Origin of the sequence: Pseudomonas sp. URMO17WK12:I11 (assembly GCF_007677725.1) — a bacterium.
Classification (GTDB): Bacteria; Pseudomonadota; Gammaproteobacteria; order Pseudomonadales; family Pseudomonadaceae; genus Aquipseudomonas.
This window is the reverse complement of the sequence record NZ_VEDF01000001.1, coordinates 88,588-110,551: the sequence shown is the minus strand read 5'-3', so window position 1 is coordinate 110,551 and position 21,964 is coordinate 88,588. Positions and strand designations below refer to the sequence as shown.

The following is a 21,964-nucleotide window of genomic DNA, read 5'->3' as shown; positions in this document are numbered from 1 at the left end:
CGAGGCGCCGAGCGGCTCAATCGACCAGCTGCGCTTGCTGCAAGGCCCCGAGGGCCTCCAGCCAACGTGGCTGCTGGCGATAATCCGTCCTGGCGAAGCCACGCCCGCGCATCTGCGCAATGCGCGGCGAAGGGGCAACCTTCAAGCGCTGTGCTGCGCTCAGCGCAAGCTCCGCTGCCGCCCGGTCGTTGCACACCAGGCCCATGTCGCAGCCGGCGCTCAGCGCCGCCTCGATGCGATTGGCCGCATCACCCACCACATGTGCACCGGCCATGGACAGGTCATCGCTGAAGATCACGCCGTCAAAGCCCAGCTCACCCCGGAGAATGTCCTGCAACCAGCGCCGGGAGAAACCAGCCGGCTGATTGTCCACCTGCGGATAGATCACGTGCGCGGGCATCACCGCTGCCAACTGCCCACTCAAGCGACTGAAAGGCAGCAGATCCGCCTGGCGCAATTGCTCGAGGCTGCGTTCGTCGGTTGGAATCGCCACGTGCGAGTCCGCTTCAGCCCAACCGTGGCCGGGGAAGTGCTTGCCGCAGGCTGCCATGCCCGCCGCGTTCATGCCGCGAATGAACGCGCCAGCCAGCTGCGTGGCGCGCTCGGGATTACCCTCGAAGGCGCGGCTGCCGACCACGGCGCTGCGCTGGTGATCGAGATCGAGTACTGGTGCGAAGCTAAGGTCAAGCCCTACTGCCAGCACTTCGGTTGCCATCAACCAGCCACACTGCTCGGCCAGGTACTCGGCATTGGTGTTGTCGGCGATAGCGCGCATCGCCGGCAGGCGTACGAAACCTTGGCGCAGGCGCTGCACACGCCCGCCTTCCTGGTCGACGGCCAGGATCAGATCTGGGCGAACGGCGCGAATCGACGCGCACAGCTCACGCACCTGGCGCGGGTTTTCAATGTTGCGAGCGAAGATGATCAAGCCGGCCACTTGCGGCTGGCGCAACAGCTGGCGATCTTCGCTGGTGAGCCATGTACCGGCGATATCCACCATCAGAGAGCCTTGCAGGCTGGCGGTCATAGACAATCCTTAAATGACAGATTCGGTAATGCCAGGGGCCATTGCCTCGGCCTCAGGCCTTGGCAGGCACGCTGCTGGCCTTGCTGCGCGGGCGCAACTGCGCGCTGGCCATGGCGGGGTCGGTCACGCCAGTGTCGGCGCGCATGCCCGCAGCCAGGAATGGCACCATCAGGCGCATGACCTGTTCGATCGAGGTGTTGATACCAAAATCGGTTTCGGCAATGGCGCGCAACGCCTTGATCCCGGACATGCTGAACGCCGCGGCGCCGAGCATGAAGTGCACCCGCCAGAACAGCTCCAGCGGCGGGATGCGCGGCGCGGCCTCGTTGACCAGCAACATGTAGCGGCGGAACACCTTGCCATACATGTCTTCGAGATAGCGCCGCAGGTGGCCCTGGCTCTGGCTGAACGCCAGGCCCAGCAGGCGCATGAAGATCGACAGGTCATTGTTGCTGCGCGGCTGCACCACCAACGCCTGTTCCACCAGCATCTCCAGCAGCTCTTCAAGGCTGGGCTTGGCCTCGGGCCTGGCCTGGCGCCGCTCGAGTTCGCGCTCCAGGCTGGCACAGAAGGGCCCGAGGAAGCGAGAGAAGACCGCTTGGATAAGCGCCTTCTTGGAACCGAAGTGGTAGTTGACCGCAGCAAGATTGACGCCTGCCTTGCTGGTGATCAGGCGCAATGAAGTCTCGGCAAAGCCTCTTTCCGCGAACAGCTGCTCGGCAGCATCGAGTATGCGTTCAACGGTTTCCGATTGGGCCATCACTACTCCGCCAGACAGAGACAAACAGGTGTTTGAAACATACGTTTCATGGCAGTGCCTGTCAAGGCTCTGTGACCGGCCGGTCGCCATTAAAAGGCGCCTGGCCGCGGGCTGCAAGGTGCAAATGACGCTCGGCCCGCGCTTTACCGTCGTGCGTTAGGCTTGCCTCGCCCGCAGTACTGTATATAATTCCAGTCACTGTATAAAAAGACAGAGCCCCTGCCATGTTGAAACTGACGCCACGCCAAGCCGAAATCCTGGCCTTCATCAAACGCTGCCTCGAGGACAACGGCTTCCCGCCAACGCGAGCGGAAATCGCACAAAAGCTGGGCTTCAAGTCTCCCAATGCGGCCGAGGAGCACCTCAAGGCGCTGGCGCGCAAAGGCGCGATCGAAATGACTCCAGGCGCCTCCCGCGGCATCCGCATCCCGGGTCTGGACGCCAAGGCCGAGGAAAACGGCCTGCCAATCATTGGCCGTGTTGCTGCCGGTGCGCCGATCCTGGCCGAGCAGCACATCGAGCAATCGTGCAACATCAATCCGAGCTTCTTCCATCCTCGCGCCGACTACCTGCTGCGCGTTCACGGCATGAGCATGAAGGACGTCGGCATCTTCGACGGTGACCTGCTGGCCGTACATACCTGCCGCGAAGCGCGCAATGGCCAAATCGTCGTGGCCCGTATCGGCGACGAAGTGACCGTCAAGCGCTTCAAGCGTGAAGGCAGCAAGGTGTGGCTGATCGCTGAAAACCCAGAGTTCGCCCCTATCGAAGTCGACCTGAAAGAACAGGAACTGACCATCGAGGGCTTGAGTGTCGGCGTTATACGCCGCTGAAAACAGGAGGCGCCATGCAGCCATTCACCCATGTACAACATCAGGTCCAGCTTCCGCTCTTCGAGGCGTTTCTGGCCCAGCCGGTGCTGCCGGGCTTGAAAGCCGTCGAGCAAACAGGCAAAAGCAGCGACCCGGCGTTGTTCAGCGAACTGTCCCTGCGCGGCGCCCCCGAACATTGCCACAGCCTGCTGGCACCCGTGCTGCGCGAGCTCAGCGAAGACGCCCAAGCGCGCTGGCTGACCCTCATAGCCCCGCCTGCGAGCGTCACCCAAGCCTGGTTGCGCGATGCCGGCTTGAACCGCGAGCGCATCCTGCTGCTGCAGCCTCGCGGCAATCAGAGCGCCTTGCAACTGGCTTGCGAAGCCTTGCGCCTGGGCCGCAGCCACACGGTGGTCAGCTGGCTGGGCGGCATCAATGCCAATGCACGCCTGCAATTGCAACGCGCTGCCAGCACTGGAAACGCACAAAGCCTGAACATCCGCCTCGGCTGATATTCAGGCTTTGCCCATGAATCCCTGCGGTCGCTGCATCAATGCAACACGCGCGGCCCTTCGTCTCGCTCCAGCTCGCCATCCATCAGACGACCCGCCATCTGCACGCCCACACTGAGCATGGCCTTGGCCACTTCGACATGTTGCCCCTGCAGGAACACCTTGGCGTCTTCCGAGAAATCCAGGGTTACCAGGGAGCCTTCATCCTCGGCGCGACGCAGCTCGATACGGCCATCAGGCAACTCGACAATTTCCAGAAACGACGTAGACATATAAGGCAGTTCTCCACGAAAGGCCGTTAGTGTACCAGCGCAAGCCGCTGTCAGCACTCACTCAACGCGTCGCGGAAACGTCTCACCAAGTCTTTGAGATGATTTCGCCAGCTCTCCAATTCTTCGCGCGACAGCGCAGGCTGCCCGGGTTGGTCGAGGTTGACCGCCTGGATCAGCGGCTGGGTGACATCCGTTTTGGGGGCTTTCCTGGCGACCGGTGGTCGGAACAAATCGGCATAAGCGTTGAGCATTTTCGCCAACCAGGTTTCCCGCTGACGGGCGAGCTCCAAGAGCTCGGCTACCTCAGGAATGGCAATGCCGTTGAGGGCCTCGTCAGCCAACGCGTGCTCGACAGTAGCCACAACCGGCAGGCGATAGAACCCGCCGATTTCATGACACATGCCCAGCAGCGCGCCATACAGATGAAACAACGCCGCCTCACGCTCGGCCTGGACCAGCCCTTGTGCATTCATCGCCTGGCTGGCTTCGGCCTTGGCCATCGATTCGAGCGCGAGTCCGGCGAAGAAGAATTTCTGGTTGGTGCGGGTATACAGTTCCTGGGCCATGTCGCAAGACTCCACTGGGCGCTGGGCAATGCCTGCATCATAAATGAACAGGGCCGCAAAGCGGCCCATTTTCATTACCCACGCGTTAGCGCTTGTCTTCGACCTTCCACGCCCCACCGTCGTAGAACGCCTTCCAGCCGGTCGGCTTGCCGTCGACTTCGGACTGCACGTACTGCTCCTTGGTCTTGCGGCTATAGCGGATCACGGTTGGGCGGCCATCCGGATCTTTCTGCGGTGCTTCACACAGGAAGTGATATTTGGGGTCGATTTCATGCTTGTGCGGCACGATCTCCATCACCAGCGGCGCACGGGTTTCGCGATTCTTGGGGAACTGGCTGGCGGCCAGGAACAGCCCCGAGGCGCCATCACGCAACACATAGGTGTCGTCGACCTTCTCGCACTTGAGCTCGGGCATGTCGACCTTGTCCATCTTCGGCGGCGCTGCCTCGCCGCTTTTGAGCAGCTTGCGCGTGTTCTTGCACGCAGGGTTGGTGCAACCGAAGAATTTGCCGAAACGCCCGGTCTTGAGCTGCATCTCGCTGCCGCACTTGTCACACTCAAGGCTCGGCCCTTCGTAGCCCTTGATGCGGTAGCTGCCCTCTTCGATCTCATAGCCCGGGCAATCCGGGTTATTGCCGCAGATGTGCAGCTTGTGCTTCTCATCGAGCAGGTAGGCGTCCATCGCCGTGGCGCAGATCGGGCAGCGGTGCTTGCCCAACAGGACGCGCGATTCGGACTCGCCCTCATCGTCGGCCGCGATTTCATCGCCAGGCACCAGGTTGACTGTCGCCTTGCAGCGCTCTTTGGGCGGCAGGCTGTACCCGGAGCAACCCAGGAAGACACCGGTGGAGGCGGTACGAATCATCATCGGCCGACCACATTCCTTGCAGGCAATGTTGGTCATGGTCGGCTGATTGGCGCGCATCCCGCCTTCGGCAGATTCGGCGTTCGACAGCTTCTTGCTGAAGTCGCCATAGAATTCGTCGAGGACGTTTTTCCAGTCACGCTCGCCGTGGGCCACGTCGTCGAGGTTTTCTTCCATGCCGGCGGTGAAGCCGTAGTCCATCAGGTTCGAGAAACTCTCGGAGAGGCGCTCGGTGACGATATCGCCCATCTTCTCGGAGTAGAAGCGACGGTTGTGCAGCGTCACATATCCACGGTCCTGAATCGTCGAGATGATCGCCGCGTACGTCGATGGGCGGCCGATCCCACGCTTTTCCATCTCCTTGACCAGACTGGCTTCGGTGAAGCGTGCCGGTGGCTTGGTGAAGTGCTGGCTGGGGTCCAGCTCGATCAGCTTGAGCACCTCACCCTGCGCCATTTCTGGCAGGACGTCGTCTTCGCCGGGCTTGCTCTGCTGCGGCAATACGCGGGTGTAACCGTCGAACTTGAGGATACGCCCCTTGGCACGCAGCTCGAAGTCGCCCGCTGCCACGGTAACGCTGGTCGACAGGTACTGCGCAGGCGGCATCTGGCACGCCAGGAACTGGCGCCAGATCAATTCGTACAGGCGTTCGGCGTCCCGCTCCATGCCGCTGAGCTTGGTCGGGTGGGTGTTGACATCCGAGGGGCGGATCGCTTCGTGCGCTTCCTGAGCGCCCTCCTTGCTGCCGTAGAGCATCGGCGCTTCGGGCAGGTACTGCTTGCCGAATTCGCGCTCGATATAGCTGCGTGCCATGTCGAGGGCGTCGGTCGACAGGTTGGTCGAGTCGGTACGCATGTAAGTGATGTAGCCTGCCTCATACAAGCGCTGAGCCATCATCATGGTCTTCTTCACCCCGAAGCCCAGGCGATTGCTTGCAGCCTGTTGCAGGGTCGAGGTGATGAAGGGCGCCGACGGCTTGCTGCTGGTCGGGCGGTCTTCGCGCTTGACCACGCTGTAGCTGGACGCCTTGAGCTGTTCCAGGGCGGCCATGGCCTGCGCTTGGTTGAGCGGCTTGAAGGCTTCGCCCTTCTGCCGCGCCACTTCGAAACGCACCTTGGCGTTTTTGGCGGTGCCCAGGTCGGCGTGCACTTCCCAGTATTCTTGCGGCACGAAGGCGCGGATCTCGCGCTCGCGCTCGACTACCAGCTTGACCGCTACCGACTGCACGCGGCCAGCCGAAAGGCCACGGGCGATCTTGGCCCACAGCAGCGGCGAAACCATGTAGCCAACCACGCGGTCAAGGAAGCGCCGCGCCTGCTGCGCGTTGACACGGTCGATGTCCAGCTCGCCAGGCTGCGAGAACGCTTCCTGAATGGCTTTTTTGGTGATTTCGTTGAACACCACGCGCTTGTAGCGGCTGTCATCACCACCGATGGCCTCGCGCAGGTGCCAGGCAATGGCCTCCCCTTCGCGGTCCAAGTCGGTTGCGAGATAGATGGTGTCGGCATCCTTGGCCAGGCGGCGCAGCTCGTCGATGACCTTTTCCTTGCCAGGAAGGATCTCGTACTTGGCCTTCCAGCCATGCTCGGGGTCGACGCCCATGCGCGCTACCAGCTGGCGCCGCGCCTTCTCTTTCGGCGACAGCGCCGGGGCCTCACCCGCAGCCTTGCCACGCTTGGCGGCTGGCTCTTTGCTTGCGCTGGCCGAACCGCTGGTGGGGAGGTCTCGGATATGGCCGATACTCGACTTCACCACGTACTGGTTGCCCAGGTACTTGTTGATGGTCTTGGCCTTGGCCGGGGATTCCACAATGACCAGCGATTTGCCCATGGATCGGAGTATTCCTGAATCTGAAGATGAAAAACGCGTCAGGTGCCGGACGCGGCACCGCTATATATAGTGGCGAATGAGTGAGGTCAAGCGTGGTCGATCATGCTTGCGACCCGCCGGACAGCTCGGCCAGCCCTTCTTCGACCGTGACCAAAGCAAAGCGTGGCACCTGCTCGCCGTCAACCTCGACGCTCTCCTGGAACATCGACAGCGGCCTCACCCAGAAACCGTAATCACCATACAGGCATTGATAGAAAACCATCCACTCTTCGTTTTCCGAGTGCCGTGCAACGGTGAAAACACGGTACTCAGGCCCTTTGTAATGGCGATAGATCCCTGGCTGTATCCGCATGTGTCGCTTCCTCGAAACGCATAAACCTGAAAAACAAAAACCGGGGCACTAGGCCCCGGCTGCTGGCATCGCCCGCGATCAGACGCGTTCGAAGACAGTCGTGATACCTTGGCCCAAGCCAACGCACATGGTCGCCACGCCCAAGGTGCCGCCATTTTGCTTCATGACATTGAGCAGGGTGCCGGAAATGCGTGCACCCGAGCAACCGAACGGGTGGCCCAAAGCGATGGCGCCGCCGTGCAGGTTAACCTTCTCATTCATCTTGTCGAGCACTTTCAGATCTTTGAGCACCGGCAGGGCCTGCGCGGCAAAGGCTTCATTGAGCTCGATGAAGTCGATATCGGTCATGCTCAGCCCCGCGCGCTTGAGCGCTTTCTGGGTCGATGGCACCGGCCCGTAGCCCATGATCGCAGGGTCGACACCGGCTACAGCCATCGAACGGATCACCGCCAAGGGCTGGATGCCCAGGTCCATGGCGCGCTGCCCGGACATGACGATCATGCACGAGGCACCGTCGGTGATCTGCGACGACGTACCGGCAGTCACGGTGCCGCCCTTGGGGTTGAAGGCAGGCTTGAGCGAGGCCAGGCCTTCGAGGGTGGTTTCCGGACGGATGGTTTCATCGTAGTCGAAGACCTTGAGGAAACCGTTCTCGTCATACCCTTGCATCGGGATGATCTCGTCCTTGAACTTGCCTTCGACCGTCGCCTTGTGCGCCAGCTGGTGCGAGCGCAGGCCGAACTGATCTTGCTGCTCACGGGTGATGCCGTGCATCTTGCCGAGCATCTCGGCGGTCAAGCCCATCATTCCCGAGGCCTTGGCAGCGTGCAGGGACAGATGCGGGTTGGGGTCTACGCCGTGCATCATGCTCACGTGCCCCATGTGCTCGACACCGCCGACCACGAAGACATCGCCGTTGCCGGTCATGATCGCCTGGGCGGCGGTGTGCAGCGCGCTCATCGACGAGCCACACAGACGGCTGACGGTTTGCGCGGCCGAGGTGTGGGGGATCTGGGTCATCAGCGACGCCATGCGCGCGATGTTCCAGCCCTGCTCCAGGGTCTGGTTGACACAGCCCCAGATCACATCCTCGACTTCCTTGGGGTCGACCTTGTCGTTGCGCTCGAGCAACTTGCTGATCAGGTGCGCCGACATGTCTTCGGCGCGGGTGTTGCGGTGCATGCCACCCTTGGAGCGGCCCATGGGGGTGCGACCGAAGTCGACAATCACCACGTCTCTTGGATTCAGGCTCATATCAAATCTCTCGCTCTAGCTCGTTGACCACTCAGTTGAAGAAGCGCTGGCCGCTCTTGGCCATTTCACGCAGCTTCGCGGTCGGGTGGTACAGCGGCCCCAGGTCGGCGTAGCGGTCGGCCAGGGCAACGAATTCGGCTACGCCGATCGAATCGATGTAGCGCAGCGCACCGCCACGGAACGGTGGGAAACCGATGCCGTAGACCAGGCCCATGTCTGCCTCGGCGGCAGTGGCGACGATACCGTCTTCCAGGCAGCGCACCGTTTCCAGGCACAGCGGGATCATCATCCAATTGACGATGTCTTCATCGCTGACCTCACGCTGCTCGAAGACGACCGGCTTGAGCACGTCCATCACGGTGGCATCGAACACCTTTTTCGGCTTGCCGCGCTTGTCCGTCTCGTAGGCATAGAAGCCCTTGCCGTTCTTCTGACCCAGGCGCTTGGCCTCGTACAGAGCATCGACGGCCGAACGCCGATCATCCTTCATGCGGTCCGGGAAGCCCTCGGCCATGACATCGCGACCGTGGTGGCCAGTGTCGATACCGACCACGTCCATCAGGTACGCAGGCCCCATGGGCCAGCCGAATTTCTCCATGACCTTGTCGATGCGCACGAAATCCACACCAGCGCTGACCAGCTTGGCGAAACCGCCGAAGTACGGGAACAGCACGCGGTTGACCAGGAAGCCAGGGCAGTCGTTGACCACGATCGGGTTCTTGCCCATCTTCTTGGCGTAGGCCACGGTGGTGGCGACGGCCACGTCACTGGACTTCTCGCCGCGGATCACCTCGACCAGCGGCATCATGTGCACTGGGTTGAAGAAGTGCATGCCGACGAAGTTTTCCGGACGCTTGAGCGCCTTGGCCAGCAAGTTGATCGAGATGGTCGAGGTGTTGGAAGCCAGAATGGCGTCGTCTTTGACCTGGCCTTCGACTTCGGCCAGCACCGCTTGCTTGACCTTGGGGTTCTCGACTACCGCTTCGACGACGATGTCGACGTTGGCGAAGTCGCCGTAGGACAGCGCTGGGCGAATGGCGTTGAGCGCCTCGGCCATTTTCGCCGGGGTCAGGCGGCCTTTTTCGACGCGATTGCCGAGCAGTTTGGAGGCCTCGTTCAGGCCCAGCTGAATGGCTTCCTCGCGGATATCCTTCATCAGGATCGGGGTGCCTTTGACCGCCGACTGGTAAGCGATGCCGCCACCCATGATGCCAGCGCCGAGCACCGCGGCCTGCTTGACGTCGTGGGCGATTTCGTCGTGCGCCTTGGCCTTGCGCTTGAGCTCCTGGTCATTGAGGAACAAGCCAATCAGGCTGGCGGCAACTGGCGTCTTGGCCAGCTTGGCGAAGCCTGCGGCCTCGACTTCCAGGGCCTTGTCGCGGCCGAAGTTAGCCGCCTTCTGGATGGTCTTGATGGCCTCGACCGGCGCTGGGTAGTTCGGCCCAGCCTGGCCGGCAATGAAGCCCTTGGCGGTCTCGAAAGCCATCATCTGTTCGATGGCGTTGAGCTTGAGTTTCTCAAGCTTCGGCTGACGCTTGGCCTTGTAGTCCAGCTCGCCGCTGATGGCACGCTTGATCAGGTCCAGGGCGCCTGCCTGCAGCAGCTCAGGGGCTACCACCGCATCGACCACGCCAACCTTGAGGGCGTCTTCGGCGCGGTTTTCCTTGCCGGCGGCAATCCACTCGATGGCGTTGTCCGAGCCGATCAGGCGCGGCAGGCGCACGGTGCCGCCGAAGCCTGGGTAGATGCCCAGCTTGACTTCGGGCAGACCGATCTTGGCGCTGCTGGACATGATCCGGTAGTCGGCCGCCAGGCACATTTCCAGGCCGCCACCCAGGGCGATACCGTTGATGGCCGCGACAGTCGGCACTTCGAGATCCTCGAAGGCGTTGAAGATGCGGTTGGCTTCCAGGTTGCCGGCAACCAGCTCGGCTTCGGGCAGCTTGAAGTTGTCGACGAATTCGGTGATGTCGGCGCCGACGATGAACACGTCCTTGCCGCTGCTGACGATCACACCCTTCACCGAGGCGTCGGCCTTGATGGCATCGACGGCCTGGCGCAGCTCGTCCAGGGTCAGGCGATTGAACTTGTTGACGGACTCACCCTTGAGATCGAACTTCAGTTCGACGATGCCGCTTTCAAGAGCCTTAACCGTGATGGCTTTACCTTCGTAAATCATCAACTGATCTCCACGATATGGAAGCTGAACTGTACACGCCGATCGCTGGGCTCAGGCAGACCACGCTGCCCCGCGCCCAGGCACACCCGTCAGCGCGCTAGTCGGGATCGTGATTGAGCGATGTGACATACAAACGCTCAATTCATACGCCCGTTTGATTTGGGTGTGCACACATTCTCCGAAATGCCCGGCATTGTCAAATGCTGCACCGAGGTCAAAAACGCCGTCGTTGCGGCCATTTACCAGGGTCCGACGCCTCTCTGCCGATCCAGTGATTACCGATCATTCATCCTGGCAATTGACAACGTAAATGTACTTGGCGCTGCATGCCGATCGCTGCAGCAGACGGCGAACCCGCTACACTGTGAGCAGTTTCAAGAATTTTCCCGGCCTGCCTGGCCTTTTCTGCAGTGCAGAAACGACAAAGCGGCAACCTGGTAGCTACCGGGTTGCCGCTTTGTCGTTACAGGCGGGGTCAAGCGAGGGTTTCGAAGGCGTAGGCAATATCCTGCAAAACTGTTTCATCGCCCCGCTCGCTCCAGTACAACGCCAGCATGCGTGTGTCGGCCTCGACCTTGTAGACGGTACGCGGCAGGCGGGCGAACACCTCGATCAGGCGCGGTTCGGCACAGGCTTCCTTCCACTGGTTCCACCACACCCCAGGGCTGACTTGCCAGTAACACCAGCAATCTTCATGGCCGCGGCGCCGGGCGCGATGGTACTGCGGACAAGGGCTCGGCGGCGCCTGCTCGAACCAGTGCGGCCACTGCTGCGGCGCCAACTGCATGGCCATGCCCATGCGCCGCGCTTGCAGGCGCAAGTCCATCTGCTGGCCCTGCTTGCGCGACAGGCGCAGCCAGGAAAGCGGGCTGAGAATCAGCGCAAGGATTGACACCACTAGCCATACCGTCATATCTGTAGATCCCATAAAGCGTTGCAAATGAGCGGGTTACTCAGGTTTCACCGATGGCCCGCCAGAAAGCGACCATACTTCTACCAACGCCCTCGTCAGGAGTACAGCTCATGTCCTATGAACATCTTTTGGTCGCCGTCGACCTCACCGAAGAGTGCGATCCGGTGATCAAGCGTGCCATGAAGCTCGCCGAGCCAACGGGCGCCAAAGTGTCGCTGGTGCATATCGTCGAGCCGATGGCCATGGCGTTCGGCGGCGACGTGCCGATGGATCTGTCGCAGTTGCAGCAACAGCAGTTCGACCAGGCCAAGGAACGCATGCAACGGCTGTTCCTCAAGTATCCCGGCATCCAGCATGGCGACTTGCACCTGACCTATGGCCAGCCGCGCCAGGAGATCCACCAGCTGGCCAAAGAGCACAATTGCGACCTGATCGTGGTGGGCAGCCATGGCCGCCACGGCCTGGCCTTGCTGCTGGGCTCCACCGCCAATGACGTGCTGCATGGCGCCCCGTGCGATGTGCTGGCAGTGCGCCTGCTGAAGAAAGACTGAGGCCGCCTGGGCCGGCCTGCTCGCGGATCAGCCGCGAACAGGCCAGCCCAGCTGATCAACCTTCGAGCTCAGCCCAACGCTCGACCAGCGCGTCCAGTTCACCCTGCAGCTTTTCTATCTTGGCCAGGACTGCCGAGGTTTCGGCAATTGGGCGCTGATAGAAACCGGCAGCGCTGACTTCTTCCTGCGCTTGGGCCATGCGTTGCTCAAGGGCATCGATCTGCCCCGGGAGCATTTCCAGCTCACGTTGCAGCTTGTAGCTGAGCTTTTTCTTCGTGGCGTCCGCCGCTGGCGCCGCCGCCGCAGGCGCAGCCGGTTCGGCGGTTTTCTCGACGACCGCGCTGTTGAGCTCGGATTTGCCGCTCTTGCTTTCGGCCACGCCGAGCAGCTTCGGCGAGCCGCCCTGGCGGATCCAATCTTCGTAACCCCCGACGTATTCGCGGACCTTGCCCTGCCCTTCGAACACCAGGGTGCTGGTGACCACGTTGTCGAGGAAGGCACGGTCGTGGCTGACCATCAGCACGGTGCCCTTGTAGTTGCACAGCACCTCTTCGAGCAACTCGAGGGTTTCGACGTCCAGGTCGTTGGTCGGCTCATCGAGCACCAACAGGTTGGCTGGCTTGCTGAACAGCTTGGCCAGCAGCAGGCGCGCGCGCTCGCCACCGGACAGGGCCTTGACCGGCGTGCGCGCACGCTGCGGGCTGAACAGGAAGTCGCCTAGGTAACTCAGGACATGACGGCTCTGGCCGTCGATGTCGATGAAGTCACGGCCTTCGGCGAGGTTGTCGATGACGGTCTTTTCCAGCTCCAGCTGGTGGCGCATCTGGTCGAAATACGCCACTTCCAGCTTGGTGCCGCGCTCGACCTTGCCAGCGGTGGGCTCCAGGTCGCCCAGCATCATCTTCAGCAAGGTGGTCTTGCCGGTGCCGTTGGCGCCGAGCAGGCCAATGCGGTCTTCGCGCTGCAGGACCATGGAAAAGTCCTTGACCAGCAGTGGACCGCCGGGATGGGCGAAGCTGACGTTCTCCAGCACCATGACCTGCTTGCCGGACTTTTCGGCGGACTCGATCTGGATGTTGGCCTTGCCCTGGCGCTCGCGACGCTCGCCGCGCTCGACGCGCAAGGCCTTGAGCGCACGCACCCGGCCTTCGTTACGGGTACGACGGGCCTTGATGCCCTGACGGATCCACACCTCTTCCTGGGCCAGGCGCTTGTCGAACAGCGCATTGGCGGTTTCTTCGGCAGCCAGCGCGGCTTCCTTGTGCACCAGGAAACTGGCGTAATCGCCATTCCAGTCGATCAGGCCACCGCGGTCCAGTTCGAGGATGCGCGTGGCCAGGTTCTGCAGGAAGGAGCGATCGTGGGTGATGAACAGTACGGCGCCGTTGAATCCGTTGAGCGCTTCTTCGAGCCAGGCGATGGCGCCGATGTCCAGGTGGTTGGTCGGCTCATCGAGCAACAGCAGATCGGGCTCGGACACCAGGGCCTGGGCCAGCAGCACGCGCCGGCGCCAGCCGCCCGAGAGCTCGGCCAGGGTCTTGTCGGCAGGCAGCTGCAGGCGGCTCAGGGTGCTTTCCACCACCTGCTGCAGGCGCCAGCCGTCACGCACTTCCAGTTCGTGCTGAACGTGCATGAGTTTTTCCAGGTCGTCGTCGCCCTGAATGTTCTGGCTCAGCTGGTGGAACTCGGCCAGCAACTCGCCGACGCCGTCCAGACCTGCGGCGACCACATCGAACACGGTGCGCTCATCGGCCACCGGCAGCTCTTGCGGCAATTCGCCGATCTTGAGCCCCGGCGCGCGCCAGATATCGCCATCGTCAGCCTTCTGCTCGCCCTTGACCAGGCGCAGCATGCTCGATTTGCCAGTGCCATTGCGGCCGATGATGCACACCCGCTCGCCACGGGCGATCTGCCAGGATACCTTGTCCAGCAGCGGCATCGCGCCGAATGCGAGGGACACATCGCTGAATTTGAGCAGGGTCATGTTCGTCTCCAGAAAGCGGGCGCGCATTCTACCTGACTTGGCCGTTGCGGGCATCACGTTGCCGGCTGCCGAGCGTCGCGGCGACGCCCGGTCGCGGTAAATGGCTGGTTACAAGCACAGCGCTATCATCGGTCGCCGGCAAACGGCTAAGCTAGGGCAATCGGATCCTCATCGTGTCGGCCTGGCCGCCACTGCCCCATGGTTCAACTGCCCGGACGTATCATGCGCAGCCGCCTGTTACAAATTGCTTCATGCCTGCTGCTTAGCGCCGCCACCGCCAGTGCCGCGCAAGCCATCGAGCTTTCCCAGCAACGCCAATACTACGACGAAGCCAAGCGCGCGCTGGCCAAGGGCGACAAGGGCCCATACCTGCGCTATGCCCAGGCGCTGAGCGACTACCCGCTGACGCCGTACCTGGCCTACGACGAACTGACCGCGCGCCTGAAAAGCGCCAGCAACCAGGAGATCGAAGCGTTTCTGGCCAAGCACGGCGACCTGCCCCAGGCCAACTGGATGAAACTGCGCTGGTTGCGCTGGCTGGCCGAACGCGGCGAATGGGACACCTTCGCCAAGTACTACGATCCCAAGCTCAACTTCACCGAGCTCGACTGCCTCAACGGCCAGTACCAACTCAGCCACGGCCAGCGCGCCGAGGGCTTTGCCAGCGCCGAAAAACTGTGGAACGTCGGCAAGGCACAACCGGCCGCGTGCGATACCCTGTTCGGCATGTGGGCCGCCGAAGGCCAACTGACCGAAGCCAGGCGCTGGAACCGCGCCAAGCTTGCCGCCCAGGCGCGCAACTATCCGCTGGCCAACAGCCTGGTGCAGGGCCTGACCACACTCGGCGCCCAGGGCAAGTTGCTCATCGACGTCGCGCAGAAGCCTGAGCTGCTCAATCAGCCGTCGCGTTTCACCCCGGTCAACGAGGCCATGTCCGATGTCGTCAGCCTGGGCCTGCGGCGTCTGGCCCGTCAGGACCCGGAGCGGGCCATGGCGCTGCTCGACGACTATGCCCAACGCATGCACTTCTCGCGCGACGAGAAAGTCGCCATTGCCCGCGAAATCGGCCTGACCCTGGCACGCCGCTACGACCCACGCGCGCTCGACCTGATGACGCGCTATGACCCGGAGCTGCGCGACAACACCGTCAGTGAGTGGCGCCTGCGCTTGCTGCTGCGCCTGGGCCGCTGGGAAGACGTCTACGAGCTGACCAAACGCCTGCCCCAGGACCTGGCCAGCAGCAACCGCTGGAAGTACTGGCAGGCCCGCAGCCTGGAGCTGGCGCAGCCGAACAACCCGCAGATTCCGCTGCTGTACAAGAACGTCGCCCGCGAACGCGACTTCTACGGCTTCCTGGCGGCCGATCGGGCGAAAACCCCTTACCAACTGAACAACCGGCCGCTGGTCCTGAGCCCGCAATTGGTCAACAAGGTGCGCAACGCCCCTGGCATCCGCCGCGCGCTGGAGTTTCATGCACGTGGCCAGATCGTCGAAGGGCGCCGCGAGTGGTACCACGTAAGCCGTCACTTCAGCCGCGACGAAATGGTCGCGCAGGCGCGCCTGGCCTACGACATGCGCTGGTACTTCCCAGCCATCCGCACCATCAGCCAGGCGCAGTACTGGGATGATCTGGAAGTGCGCTTCCCGATGGCCTACCGCGACACCCTGGTGCGTGAGGCCAAGGTGCGGGGCCTGCATTCGAGCTGGGTGTTCGCCATTACGCGTCAGGAGAGTGCCTTCATGGAAGATGCCCGCTCCAGCGTCGGTGCCAGTGGCCTGATGCAGGTGATGCCGGCCACTGCCAAGGAAACTGCGCGCAAGTTCAGCATCCCCCTGGCCTCGCCCCAGCAGATGTTCAACCCGGACAAGAACATCCAGGTCGGCGCGGCCTACCTGAGCCAGGTGCACGGTCAGTTCAATGGCAACCGTGTTCTGGCTTCGGCAGCGTACAACGCAGGGCCGGGGCGGGTTCGCCAGTGGCTCAAGGGCGCCAAGCACCTGAGCTTCGACGTGTGGGTGGAGTCGATTCCGTTCGACGAGACCCGTCAGTACGTGCAGAACGTGCTGTCGTACTCGGTGATCTACGGGCAGAAGCTCAACGTGCCACAGCCGCTGGTGGACTGGCACGAGCGCTACTTCGACGACATGTAACCGCTGCAGGCCTGCACCGGCATTGCCCGTGCAGGCCTGCCCACGTCCTGGCTCACGCCAGGACTTCGACCTTCATACCGACTTCCAGCCACCCTTCGCCATCGACCGCCAGGTTCTGCCCAAACAGAATGTCGCCGTCCTTCTCCCGGTAGGTTTTCAAGGTGCTCAACGGCTCGCGGTCGGCGCTGCGCGCGCCGGTTGCAGGGTCCAGCGTGGTGAAGATGCAGCGCACGCTTGGCTTGAGCAGGCGGAATTCCAGGGTGCCGATGCGAATGCGCATCCAGCCGTCCTCGGCAAATGGCGCAGCGCCCGCAACCACCAGGTTGGGCCGCAGGCGCAGTACTTCCATCGGTCGGCCAACCCGGCGGCTGAGGTCATCCACCGAGCCCTGTCCTACCAGCAGCAAGGGAAAGCCGTCCGGAAATGCCGCGCGATCACTGTTCAGGCCATAGCCGCTGGGCAGATACCGTGCACGCTGCTCGGGACAGTGCACCAGGCGCACCGCCTTGCCTAGCCACTGCGACAGCCAGGCAGCCACCTCGTCTCCGGCGTCCGGCACGCGCAAGGTGTCGCGCCACAAGGTCACACCCCGCAGCGCAGTATCGGCATCGGGCACCGGCACGCTCAGCGGCGCCTGTCCCGGCACCTGCAGCAGCAGCCCTCCAGCGGCGCTGTCGCTGGCCTGCAACTGACTCAACTGCGGCCAGGCCCGTTGGGTGAGGAAACGTCCATTGTCCTGCTCGACCACCATCCAGCGCCGGTCACCCTGAAGGCCCAACAGGCCCACGCCGGATGCCTGCAAACGCTCGGCCTGCCCCGACTTCACCGGATACCGGTACAACTCACTGAGAAACATCCCTGCGCGCCTCGTGCCAACTCAAAGCACAAGCTTATACCTGGCCGCTGGCTGGATCACGCGTTGCTGGTGTCGAGCAACAGGCGTTGCTTGACCACTTCGACCAGACGGTCGGGCTGGAACTTGGAGAGGAAGTTGTCGCAGCCGACTTTTTTTACCATCGATTCGTTGAAGCTGCCCGACAGCGATGTGTGCAGGACCACGTAGAGCCCGCGCAGACGAGGGTCATTGCGGATTTCGGTGGTCAATCGGTAGCCGTCCATCTCAGGCATCTCGGCATCGGTGAACACCATCAGCAGCTTCTCGCAGACATCTTCACCGGCATCGGCCCAGCCCTTGAGCATGCGCAACGCCTTGAGGCCGTCGCTGGCCACATGCAGCTTGACGCCCAACTGCGAGAGGGTATCGCGCAGCTGCGCCAGGGCCACACTGGAGTCGTCCACCAGCAGCACTTCGCGCCCGCGAGCACGGGCCAGCACCGGGTCGGCGAGTTTCTCGCCCGATACCCGAGCGTTGTACGGGACGATCTCGGCCAGGACCTTTTCCACGTCGATGATCTCCACCAACTGCTCATCGACCTTGGTGATGGCGGTCAGGTAGTGCTGGCGACCCGCGCTGGTGGGCGGCGGCATGATCGCCTCCCAGTTCATGTTGACGATGCGATCCACGCCACCCACTAGAAACGCCTGCACCGAGCGGTTGTATTCGGTGACGATGATGGTGCTGTCCGGCCCCGGTTGCAGCGCGCGCATGCCAATGGCCTGGGACAGGTCGATCACCGGAAGGGTCTGACCCCGCAGGTTGACCACGCCACAGACGAACGCATGGCGTTGCGGCATCAGCGTCAGGCGCGGCAGCTGCAGTACCTCCTGCACCTTGAAAACATTGATCGCGAACAACTGACGGCCGGCCAGTCGGAACATCAGGATTTCCAGGCGATTCTCACCCACCAGCTGTGTGCGTTGGTCGACTGTGTCAAGAATGCCAGCCATTGGAAAACCCCCTGGTTTGGTAGTGAAAAAAAGAACTGAACGGCCCTGTATCGGCCATTGGTCGGGCATCTTGACCCCAGGGTGAAAAACGCCCGAAGGGCAATTGATATCACAATAACATCATGCTTTACTGCCGGCAGGTCTATTTGTGATAGGCCAGCAATCGCCAAGCGGACTGCACTGCTCTCAGGGAAACCCCTAGAGGCAATCAGGTGCAACCTGATGTTCGCGATATCCTTTAGCCATTATTGTGACGCCATTCTCACTGCATGAATGGAGTCAGGCTTTTGCTAGCGATCGATAAGGCGTGGCCGTCAATCTCTCCCGCGCAACGCGCAGGAGCGGCATGATGGACGGCACGGCGTCATACGACACGGTGCAGGGTTTCCTGCTGGACGCTCAGGTGTTGCTGACCCAGGCCCAAGAATGCCTGCAGCATTTGGAGTTGATCGCTAACGATGCAGATGCCTGTCAGTGCCTGAACCATGTACTGGCCACCCTGGCGCGCCGCGCCGACAGTTTGGGTTTGCCGGAAATCGCCCACTACGCCAGCGTGCTGCATCAGTTACTGGCCCCAGCGTGCCAGCAACGACGGCTGAACAACGGCGCCTTGCCAATCCTCAATGCCTGCTTGGTCCTGCTGGCGTGGCAACTGGAGCTGGTCGATAGACGCACTGGCCGCCTGGCTCTGGAAAACGGCGAGCAGAGCGCATTGCTCAGCGAGCTGGCAGAAGCCCTTGATCAGCCACTGCCGCAAACGTGTGCGTCTTGCACCGAGCAAGGTCGACTGTGTGCTCATTCAACGGGCGCAACCCATCCCGACCTGGTCACAGACGTTGCCAGCTGGCTTGGTAAAAACAATCGCTAACCCGGCGACGCTCGTACAACATGTAATCTGGTGTTAGTTGGTAAAGCCGCACTTGAGCGCGCTTCGTTTAATTAACATGCAGCAACATCTGGTGATATAGCCGGCGATATTTCGTTACATTGGGTCGTTGTCAACAAACCCATTCAGCGCCCCGCAAATACTGAGGTTTACACCTACCCTGTGCCGCGACCAACGCGTGGCAAAGTGTTAACATGCGCGCTAACTAAGCCAGCTCGGCACTCTAAATAACGCGCAGGGGCTGGTTTGCCAGCGTTGTGCATGGCCTCAATCAGCAAGACTTCAGTGGCTTTTCATTTTATGTTCCCACGCTTGAAGAAATCTCTGCGCCGCCGCCCGCGCGTTACCTTGCTGCGCTGGGCGACGGCGCTGCTGTGTGTGGCCTCGTTGCTGGCCAATCTGACCGTGGTGGTGCTTGAACATACCCTGCCTGCCTGGCTGCTGGCGCTGCAGCTGCTCGCCACCCTGGGTGTTGGCGGGTACATGAGCCAGGGCGCCAGGTCCATCAGCTTGCGTCCGGCAGAGTTGGCTGGGCGGATGCTCAAGGTGCAGGAACAGGAGCGCCAGCACCTGAGCCGCGAATTGCACGACGACATCGGCCAGTTGCTGACCGCCGCCAAGCTGCAGCTGCAGTGGTTGCAACGGCGGGTCCCAGACGACCTGCAGGCGCACTGTGGGGGTGTCTGCCACACCCTTGAAGACACCCTGGGCAAAGTGCGCAATGTCACTGCGCTGCTCAATCCCAGGCAGCTGGCCAGCTTGGGCCTGGAAGCCTGCCTGCGGGCTCACCTGGTACGTACCCTGCAAAGCACCGAGCTGCACTGGAGCCTTGAATGCCAACAGCGCCTGGGTGGCATCAACGAGGAGGTCGCCATGGCAGCGTTTCGTATCACGCAAGAGGCCGTCACCAATGTGCTGCGCCATGCCCAGGCGAGCAACCTCGTCATCCGCCTCGAACGTCGTGCGGACGGGCTGGGGCTGTCGATTCAGGACGACGGCCTAGGCTTCACGCCTGCCGCCAATCCGGCAGCGGTTGGCCAGCGCGGCATGGCCGGAATGCGCGAGCGGGCCACCGCGCACAGTGGCGCCCTGGTCATTGACAGTCAGCCGGGCAGCGGCACGCGCATCGAGGTCGTGTTTCCCTGGCCGCCACGCACCCATGAACGCGCCAGGACGCCTGCTCGATCATGACCTGTAGATTGCTGCTGGTGGACGATCATTCGCTCATTCGGGCCGGCGTTCGAGCATTGGTCGGCGACATTCCCGGCTACACGGTGATCGGCGAGGCCGACGATGGCGACCAATTGTTGGAGCGGGTCGGGCAACTGGCACCGGACATCGTCCTGCTGGACATCTCGATGCGCTCGACCAGCGGCCTGGATGCCCTGACGCAACTGCGCGCCAACGGGCATACCTGCAATGTGCTGATCCTGTCGATGCACACCGATCCGGACCTGATCATGCGCGCCTTGGAAAGCGGCGCCCATGGCTACCTGCTCAAGGATGCCACGGCCACCGAGCTCGAGCAGGCGTTGACCGCCTTGCGTAATGGCGAGCGCTACCTCAGCCCGGCCATCGCCCACACCGTGATCAACCAGGCGCTGATGCGCAGCCATGGCGGCAAGCAAGCGACGGTCGACCGACATAATCTGACGGCCCGCCAGATCGAAATCCTGCGGCTGATCGTGCGCGGCAAATCCACGCGCGAGATCGCCGCAGGCTTGGGCCTGTCGATCAAGACCGTGGAAACCCATCGCTCGCAGGTCATGAAGCGCCTGCAGATCTACGACGTGGCGGGCCTGGTGTTGTTCGCCGTGCGCGAAAAGATCATCAGCCTGGATGACTGAGCAGCGGTGAGTCACTTGGCAGGTGCAGGCGCAGCGCTGATGGCCGTGCCTCGAAGCGCAGGCTGTCAGCTTTCAACGGCTCGCCATCGAGGTTGATGTCCAGGCCCTGGGAGCATTTGATTTCCACCCACGGCAAGCGGGTGCGCACGAACAAGCCTTCACCGCCGAGCAGGTCACGCAGTGCACCGACCATCTCCACGGGTGCAGGCAAGATGGCGACATCGAGCAAGCCATCATCGACCAGGGCCTCCGGGCACAGGGCCTGACCGCCGCCGGCTTGGCGACCGTTACCGATGCCGAGCGCCAATAGGTCACCCTGCCAATCGAAACCCGGTCCGGACACTTGCACCGAGGCGGCCTGCAATTCACTGAAGCGTGAAAGTCCAGTGAACAGGTAGGCGGCAGCGCCGAGCATTTTTTTCAGATCTTCCGAGGTGCTGGCGGTGACCTGGCTGCCGAACCCGCCGGTGGCCATGTTGAGGAACAACTGATCGCCCACCTGACCGAGATCGACCGGCCGCGCGGGCAGCTCAAGCAGTGCCAAGGCTTCGGCTGGCTCCAGCGAAACGCCAGCGGCCTTGGCGAAATCATTGGCCGTACCCAGAGGTAACAGCGCAAGGCTGGCTTCGGTACGCGCCTTGCCCATGGCTTCGGCGACCTCGCGCAGGGTCCCGTCCCCGCCACCGGCGATGACCTGCCGGTAACCGTCTGCCAGGGCCTCGCTCACCAGACGCTGAGCATCGCCCCCTTCCCAGGTGACACGCACATCCAGTTGCCAGCCGCGCTCGCGCATGGCCATCACGGCCTCGCGCACCGCCTCGTTCATGGCCTGCTTGCCATGCAGAATCAACATTGCCTTGCGCTCTGACATGACAATTTCTCCCTCACGATCATTCAGTCCTGATCTCGACCACGCAGAACGCCGGAATGCTGCACACGGCGCGCAAAACAGCTGATCGTGGCGCCATCGCGCTGGCCCCAATTATTCCTGTGGGATTTGCGCGCGTCCGCCTTGGCGCCTGACGCGCTATCGCGTCGTATCAACAAGGCGGTCGCGCGCGCCTGTCACAGACGTTATTGGCCCGAAACAAACGTAGGAGCGAGCAGAGCTCGCGATGCGCCGCGCGGGCAGCGCTCGATCTCAAGGGCGACAACACCCTCCCGCCCTGCCCATTGCAGCAAAAACCGGATTCCGACACCCTCCAGACGCACATCATCGATAGGGAGATCGAGCGCCGCTCGCGCGGCGCATCGCGAGCTCTGCTCGCTCCTACACTTGTACGCCTTGGCGCATGGCGCGCTATCGCGTCGTATCAACAAGGCGGTCGCGCGCGCCTGTCACAGACGTTATTGGC

20 protein-coding genes are annotated in these 21,964 nt (G+C 62.3%); 7 read left to right on the top strand and 13 right to left on the bottom strand.

Features of this window, described 5'->3' with window-relative positions:
• Nucleotides 1-16 precede the first annotated feature (16 nt).
• Both nagZ and FS665_RS00465 read right to left on the bottom strand, forming a co-directional pair.
• Nucleotides 17-1,015 (bottom strand): beta-N-acetylhexosaminidase, encoded by a 999-nt coding sequence (gene nagZ / locus FS665_RS00470; RefSeq protein WP_178108286.1) that lies wholly within the window; start codon nucleotides 1,013-1,015, stop codon nucleotides 17-19.
• A 64-nt stretch (nucleotides 1,016-1,079) separates the two neighbouring features.
• Nucleotides 1,080-1,787, bottom strand: a complete 708-nt coding sequence (locus tag FS665_RS00465; RefSeq protein WP_145181700.1) for a TetR/AcrR family transcriptional regulator — start codon at nucleotides 1,785-1,787, stop codon at nucleotides 1,080-1,082.
• Between the two features lie 224 nt (nucleotides 1,788-2,011).
• Here FS665_RS00465 and lexA point away from each other — a divergent pair, with 224 nt between their 5' ends.
• Nucleotides 2,012-2,620 carry a transcriptional repressor LexA gene (gene lexA / locus FS665_RS00460; protein WP_145181697.1) on the top strand — a complete coding sequence of 203 codons (609 nt, stop codon included), beginning with the start codon at nucleotides 2,012-2,014 and terminating at the stop codon, nucleotides 2,618-2,620.
• Between the two features lie 14 nt (nucleotides 2,621-2,634).
• The gene (sulA, locus tag FS665_RS00455) at nucleotides 2,635-3,111 is read left to right on the top strand and encodes an SOS-induced cell division inhibitor SulA (RefSeq protein WP_145181694.1); all 477 of its coding nucleotides are present in this window, start codon (nucleotides 2,635-2,637) and stop codon (nucleotides 3,109-3,111) included.
• 38 nt (nucleotides 3,112-3,149) lie between these two features.
• Here the strand turns inward: sulA and FS665_RS00450 are convergent, their stop codons facing one another.
• The 7 genes from FS665_RS00450 to FS665_RS00420 all read right to left on the bottom strand — a co-directional run bounded on the left by FS665_RS00450 (nucleotide 3,150) and on the right by FS665_RS00420 (nucleotide 11,342).
• Nucleotides 3,150-3,383 (bottom strand): hypothetical protein, encoded by a 234-nt coding sequence (locus FS665_RS00450; protein ID WP_003248777.1) that lies wholly within the window; start codon nucleotides 3,381-3,383, stop codon nucleotides 3,150-3,152.
• A gap of 50 nt (nucleotides 3,384-3,433) precedes the next feature.
• On the bottom strand, nucleotides 3,434-3,949 hold the full coding sequence (locus tag FS665_RS00445) for a DUF6586 family protein (protein ID WP_145181691.1): 516 nt from the start codon (nucleotides 3,947-3,949) through the stop codon (nucleotides 3,434-3,436).
• Between the two features lie 85 nt (nucleotides 3,950-4,034).
• The gene (gene topA / locus FS665_RS00440; RefSeq protein ID WP_145181688.1) at nucleotides 4,035-6,644 is read right to left on the bottom strand and encodes a type I DNA topoisomerase; all 2,610 of its coding nucleotides are present in this window, start codon (nucleotides 6,642-6,644) and stop codon (nucleotides 4,035-4,037) included.
• 100 nt (nucleotides 6,645-6,744) lie between these two features.
• Entirely contained in the window at nucleotides 6,745-6,996 is a 252-nt protein-coding gene (locus FS665_RS00435) for a DUF1653 domain-containing protein (RefSeq protein ID WP_145181685.1), read from the bottom strand.
• Between the two features lie 78 nt (nucleotides 6,997-7,074).
• Nucleotides 7,075-8,250 carry an acetyl-CoA C-acyltransferase FadA gene (fadA, locus tag FS665_RS00430; RefSeq protein ID WP_145181682.1) on the bottom strand — a complete coding sequence of 392 codons (1,176 nt, stop codon included), beginning with the start codon at nucleotides 8,248-8,250 and terminating at the stop codon, nucleotides 7,075-7,077.
• A 31-nt stretch (nucleotides 8,251-8,281) separates the two neighbouring features.
• On the bottom strand, nucleotides 8,282-10,429 hold the full coding sequence (gene fadB / locus FS665_RS00425; protein ID WP_145181679.1) for a fatty acid oxidation complex subunit alpha FadB: 2,148 nt from the start codon (nucleotides 10,427-10,429) through the stop codon (nucleotides 8,282-8,284).
• Between the two features lie 475 nt (nucleotides 10,430-10,904).
• A complete protein-coding gene (locus FS665_RS00420) occupies nucleotides 10,905-11,342 on the bottom strand; it encodes a hypothetical protein (RefSeq protein ID WP_145181677.1) in 438 nt (145 codons plus the stop codon).
• Between the two features lie 110 nt (nucleotides 11,343-11,452).
• On the opposite strand from FS665_RS00420, the gene FS665_RS00415 reads away from it, so the two are divergent.
• The gene (locus FS665_RS00415; RefSeq protein ID WP_145181674.1) at nucleotides 11,453-11,893 is read left to right on the top strand and encodes a universal stress protein; all 441 of its coding nucleotides are present in this window, start codon (nucleotides 11,453-11,455) and stop codon (nucleotides 11,891-11,893) included.
• A 55-nt stretch (nucleotides 11,894-11,948) separates the two neighbouring features.
• Here FS665_RS00415 and FS665_RS00410 read toward each other — a convergent pair whose 3' ends face one another.
• A complete protein-coding gene (locus FS665_RS00410; RefSeq protein WP_145181671.1) occupies nucleotides 11,949-13,877 on the bottom strand; it encodes an ATP-binding cassette domain-containing protein in 1,929 nt (642 codons plus the stop codon).
• 222 nt (nucleotides 13,878-14,099) lie between these two features.
• Between FS665_RS00410 and FS665_RS00405 the strand changes: the two genes are divergently transcribed.
• Nucleotides 14,100-16,028: a transglycosylase SLT domain-containing protein gene (locus FS665_RS00405; RefSeq protein ID WP_145181668.1), complete on the top strand. Its 1,929-nt coding sequence runs from the start codon at nucleotides 14,100-14,102 to the stop codon at nucleotides 16,026-16,028.
• Nucleotides 16,029-16,080: 52 nt separating this feature from the next.
• On the opposite strand, the gene FS665_RS00400 is transcribed toward FS665_RS00405, so the two are convergent.
• Together FS665_RS00400 and FS665_RS00395 are read right to left on the bottom strand one after the other, a co-directional pair.
• A complete protein-coding gene (locus FS665_RS00400; protein ID WP_145181665.1) occupies nucleotides 16,081-16,884 on the bottom strand; it encodes an MOSC domain-containing protein in 804 nt (267 codons plus the stop codon).
• A 56-nt stretch (nucleotides 16,885-16,940) separates the two neighbouring features.
• The gene (locus FS665_RS00395; protein WP_145181662.1) at nucleotides 16,941-17,876 is read right to left on the bottom strand and encodes a chemotaxis protein CheV; all 936 of its coding nucleotides are present in this window, start codon (nucleotides 17,874-17,876) and stop codon (nucleotides 16,941-16,943) included.
• A 349-nt stretch (nucleotides 17,877-18,225) separates the two neighbouring features.
• Between FS665_RS00395 and FS665_RS00390 the strand changes: the two genes are divergently transcribed.
• The 3 genes from FS665_RS00390 (at nucleotide 18,226) to FS665_RS00380 (ending at nucleotide 20,609) form a co-directional block, all read left to right on the top strand.
• A complete protein-coding gene (locus FS665_RS00390; RefSeq protein WP_145183311.1) occupies nucleotides 18,226-18,744 on the top strand; it encodes a histidine kinase in 519 nt (172 codons plus the stop codon).
• 318 nt (nucleotides 18,745-19,062) lie between these two features.
• The gene (locus FS665_RS00385; protein ID WP_145183308.1) at nucleotides 19,063-19,953 is read left to right on the top strand and encodes a sensor histidine kinase; all 891 of its coding nucleotides are present in this window, start codon (nucleotides 19,063-19,065) and stop codon (nucleotides 19,951-19,953) included.
• A complete protein-coding gene (locus FS665_RS00380) occupies nucleotides 19,950-20,609 on the top strand; it encodes a response regulator transcription factor (RefSeq protein ID WP_145181659.1) in 660 nt (219 codons plus the stop codon). The genes FS665_RS00385 and FS665_RS00380 overlap by 4 nt, the downstream gene beginning before the upstream one ends.
• Here FS665_RS00380 and yegS read toward each other — a convergent pair.
• Nucleotides 20,593-21,480 (bottom strand): lipid kinase YegS, encoded by an 888-nt coding sequence (gene yegS / locus FS665_RS00375; protein WP_145181656.1) that lies wholly within the window; start codon nucleotides 21,478-21,480, stop codon nucleotides 20,593-20,595. The two genes, FS665_RS00380 and yegS, sit on opposite strands and share 17 nt — an antisense overlap.
• Nucleotides 21,481-21,964 lie beyond the last annotated feature (484 nt).

Bases quoted from the DNA above. Each gene is read 5' to 3' on its own strand.
- fadA (WP_145181682.1), bottom strand. From the start codon at position 8,250: ATGAGCCTGAATCCAAGAGACGTGGTGATTGTCGACTTCGGTCGCACC.
- FS665_RS00400 (WP_145181665.1), bottom strand. From the start codon at position 16,884: ATGTTTCTCAGTGAGTTGTACCGGTATCCGGTGAAGTCGGGGCAGGCC.
- fadB (WP_145181679.1), bottom strand. From the start codon at position 10,429: ATGATTTACGAAGGTAAAGCCATCACGGTTAAGGCTCTTGAAAGCGGC.
- topA (WP_145181688.1), bottom strand. From the start codon at position 6,644: ATGGGCAAATCGCTGGTCATTGTGGAATCCCCGGCCAAGGCCAAGACC.
- FS665_RS00390 (WP_145183311.1), top strand. From the start codon at position 18,226: ATGGACGGCACGGCGTCATACGACACGGTGCAGGGTTTCCTGCTGGAC.
- FS665_RS00395 (WP_145181662.1), bottom strand. From the start codon at position 17,876: ATGGCTGGCATTCTTGACACAGTCGACCAACGCACACAGCTGGTGGGT.
- FS665_RS00405 (WP_145181668.1), top strand. From the start codon at position 14,100: ATGCGCAGCCGCCTGTTACAAATTGCTTCATGCCTGCTGCTTAGCGCC.
- FS665_RS00410 (WP_145181671.1), bottom strand. From the start codon at position 13,877: ATGACCCTGCTCAAATTCAGCGATGTGTCCCTCGCATTCGGCGCGATG.
- FS665_RS00435 (WP_145181685.1), bottom strand. From the start codon at position 6,996: ATGCGGATACAGCCAGGGATCTATCGCCATTACAAAGGGCCTGAGTAC.
- FS665_RS00465 (WP_145181700.1), bottom strand. From the start codon at position 1,787: ATGGCCCAATCGGAAACCGTTGAACGCATACTCGATGCTGCCGAGCAG.
- FS665_RS00450 (WP_003248777.1), bottom strand. From the start codon at position 3,383: ATGTCTACGTCGTTTCTGGAAATTGTCGAGTTGCCTGATGGCCGTATC.
- FS665_RS00415 (WP_145181674.1), top strand. From the start codon at position 11,453: ATGTCCTATGAACATCTTTTGGTCGCCGTCGACCTCACCGAAGAGTGC.
- lexA (WP_145181697.1), top strand. From the start codon at position 2,012: ATGTTGAAACTGACGCCACGCCAAGCCGAAATCCTGGCCTTCATCAAA.
- FS665_RS00380 (WP_145181659.1), top strand. From the start codon at position 19,950: ATGACCTGTAGATTGCTGCTGGTGGACGATCATTCGCTCATTCGGGCC.
- FS665_RS00445 (WP_145181691.1), bottom strand. From the start codon at position 3,949: ATGGCCCAGGAACTGTATACCCGCACCAACCAGAAATTCTTCTTCGCC.
- sulA (WP_145181694.1), top strand. From the start codon at position 2,635: ATGCAGCCATTCACCCATGTACAACATCAGGTCCAGCTTCCGCTCTTC.
- yegS (WP_145181656.1), bottom strand. From the start codon at position 21,480: ATGTCAGAGCGCAAGGCAATGTTGATTCTGCATGGCAAGCAGGCCATG.
- FS665_RS00385 (WP_145183308.1), top strand. From the start codon at position 19,063: ATGTTCCCACGCTTGAAGAAATCTCTGCGCCGCCGCCCGCGCGTTACC.
- FS665_RS00420 (WP_145181677.1), bottom strand. From the start codon at position 11,342: ATGACGGTATGGCTAGTGGTGTCAATCCTTGCGCTGATTCTCAGCCCG.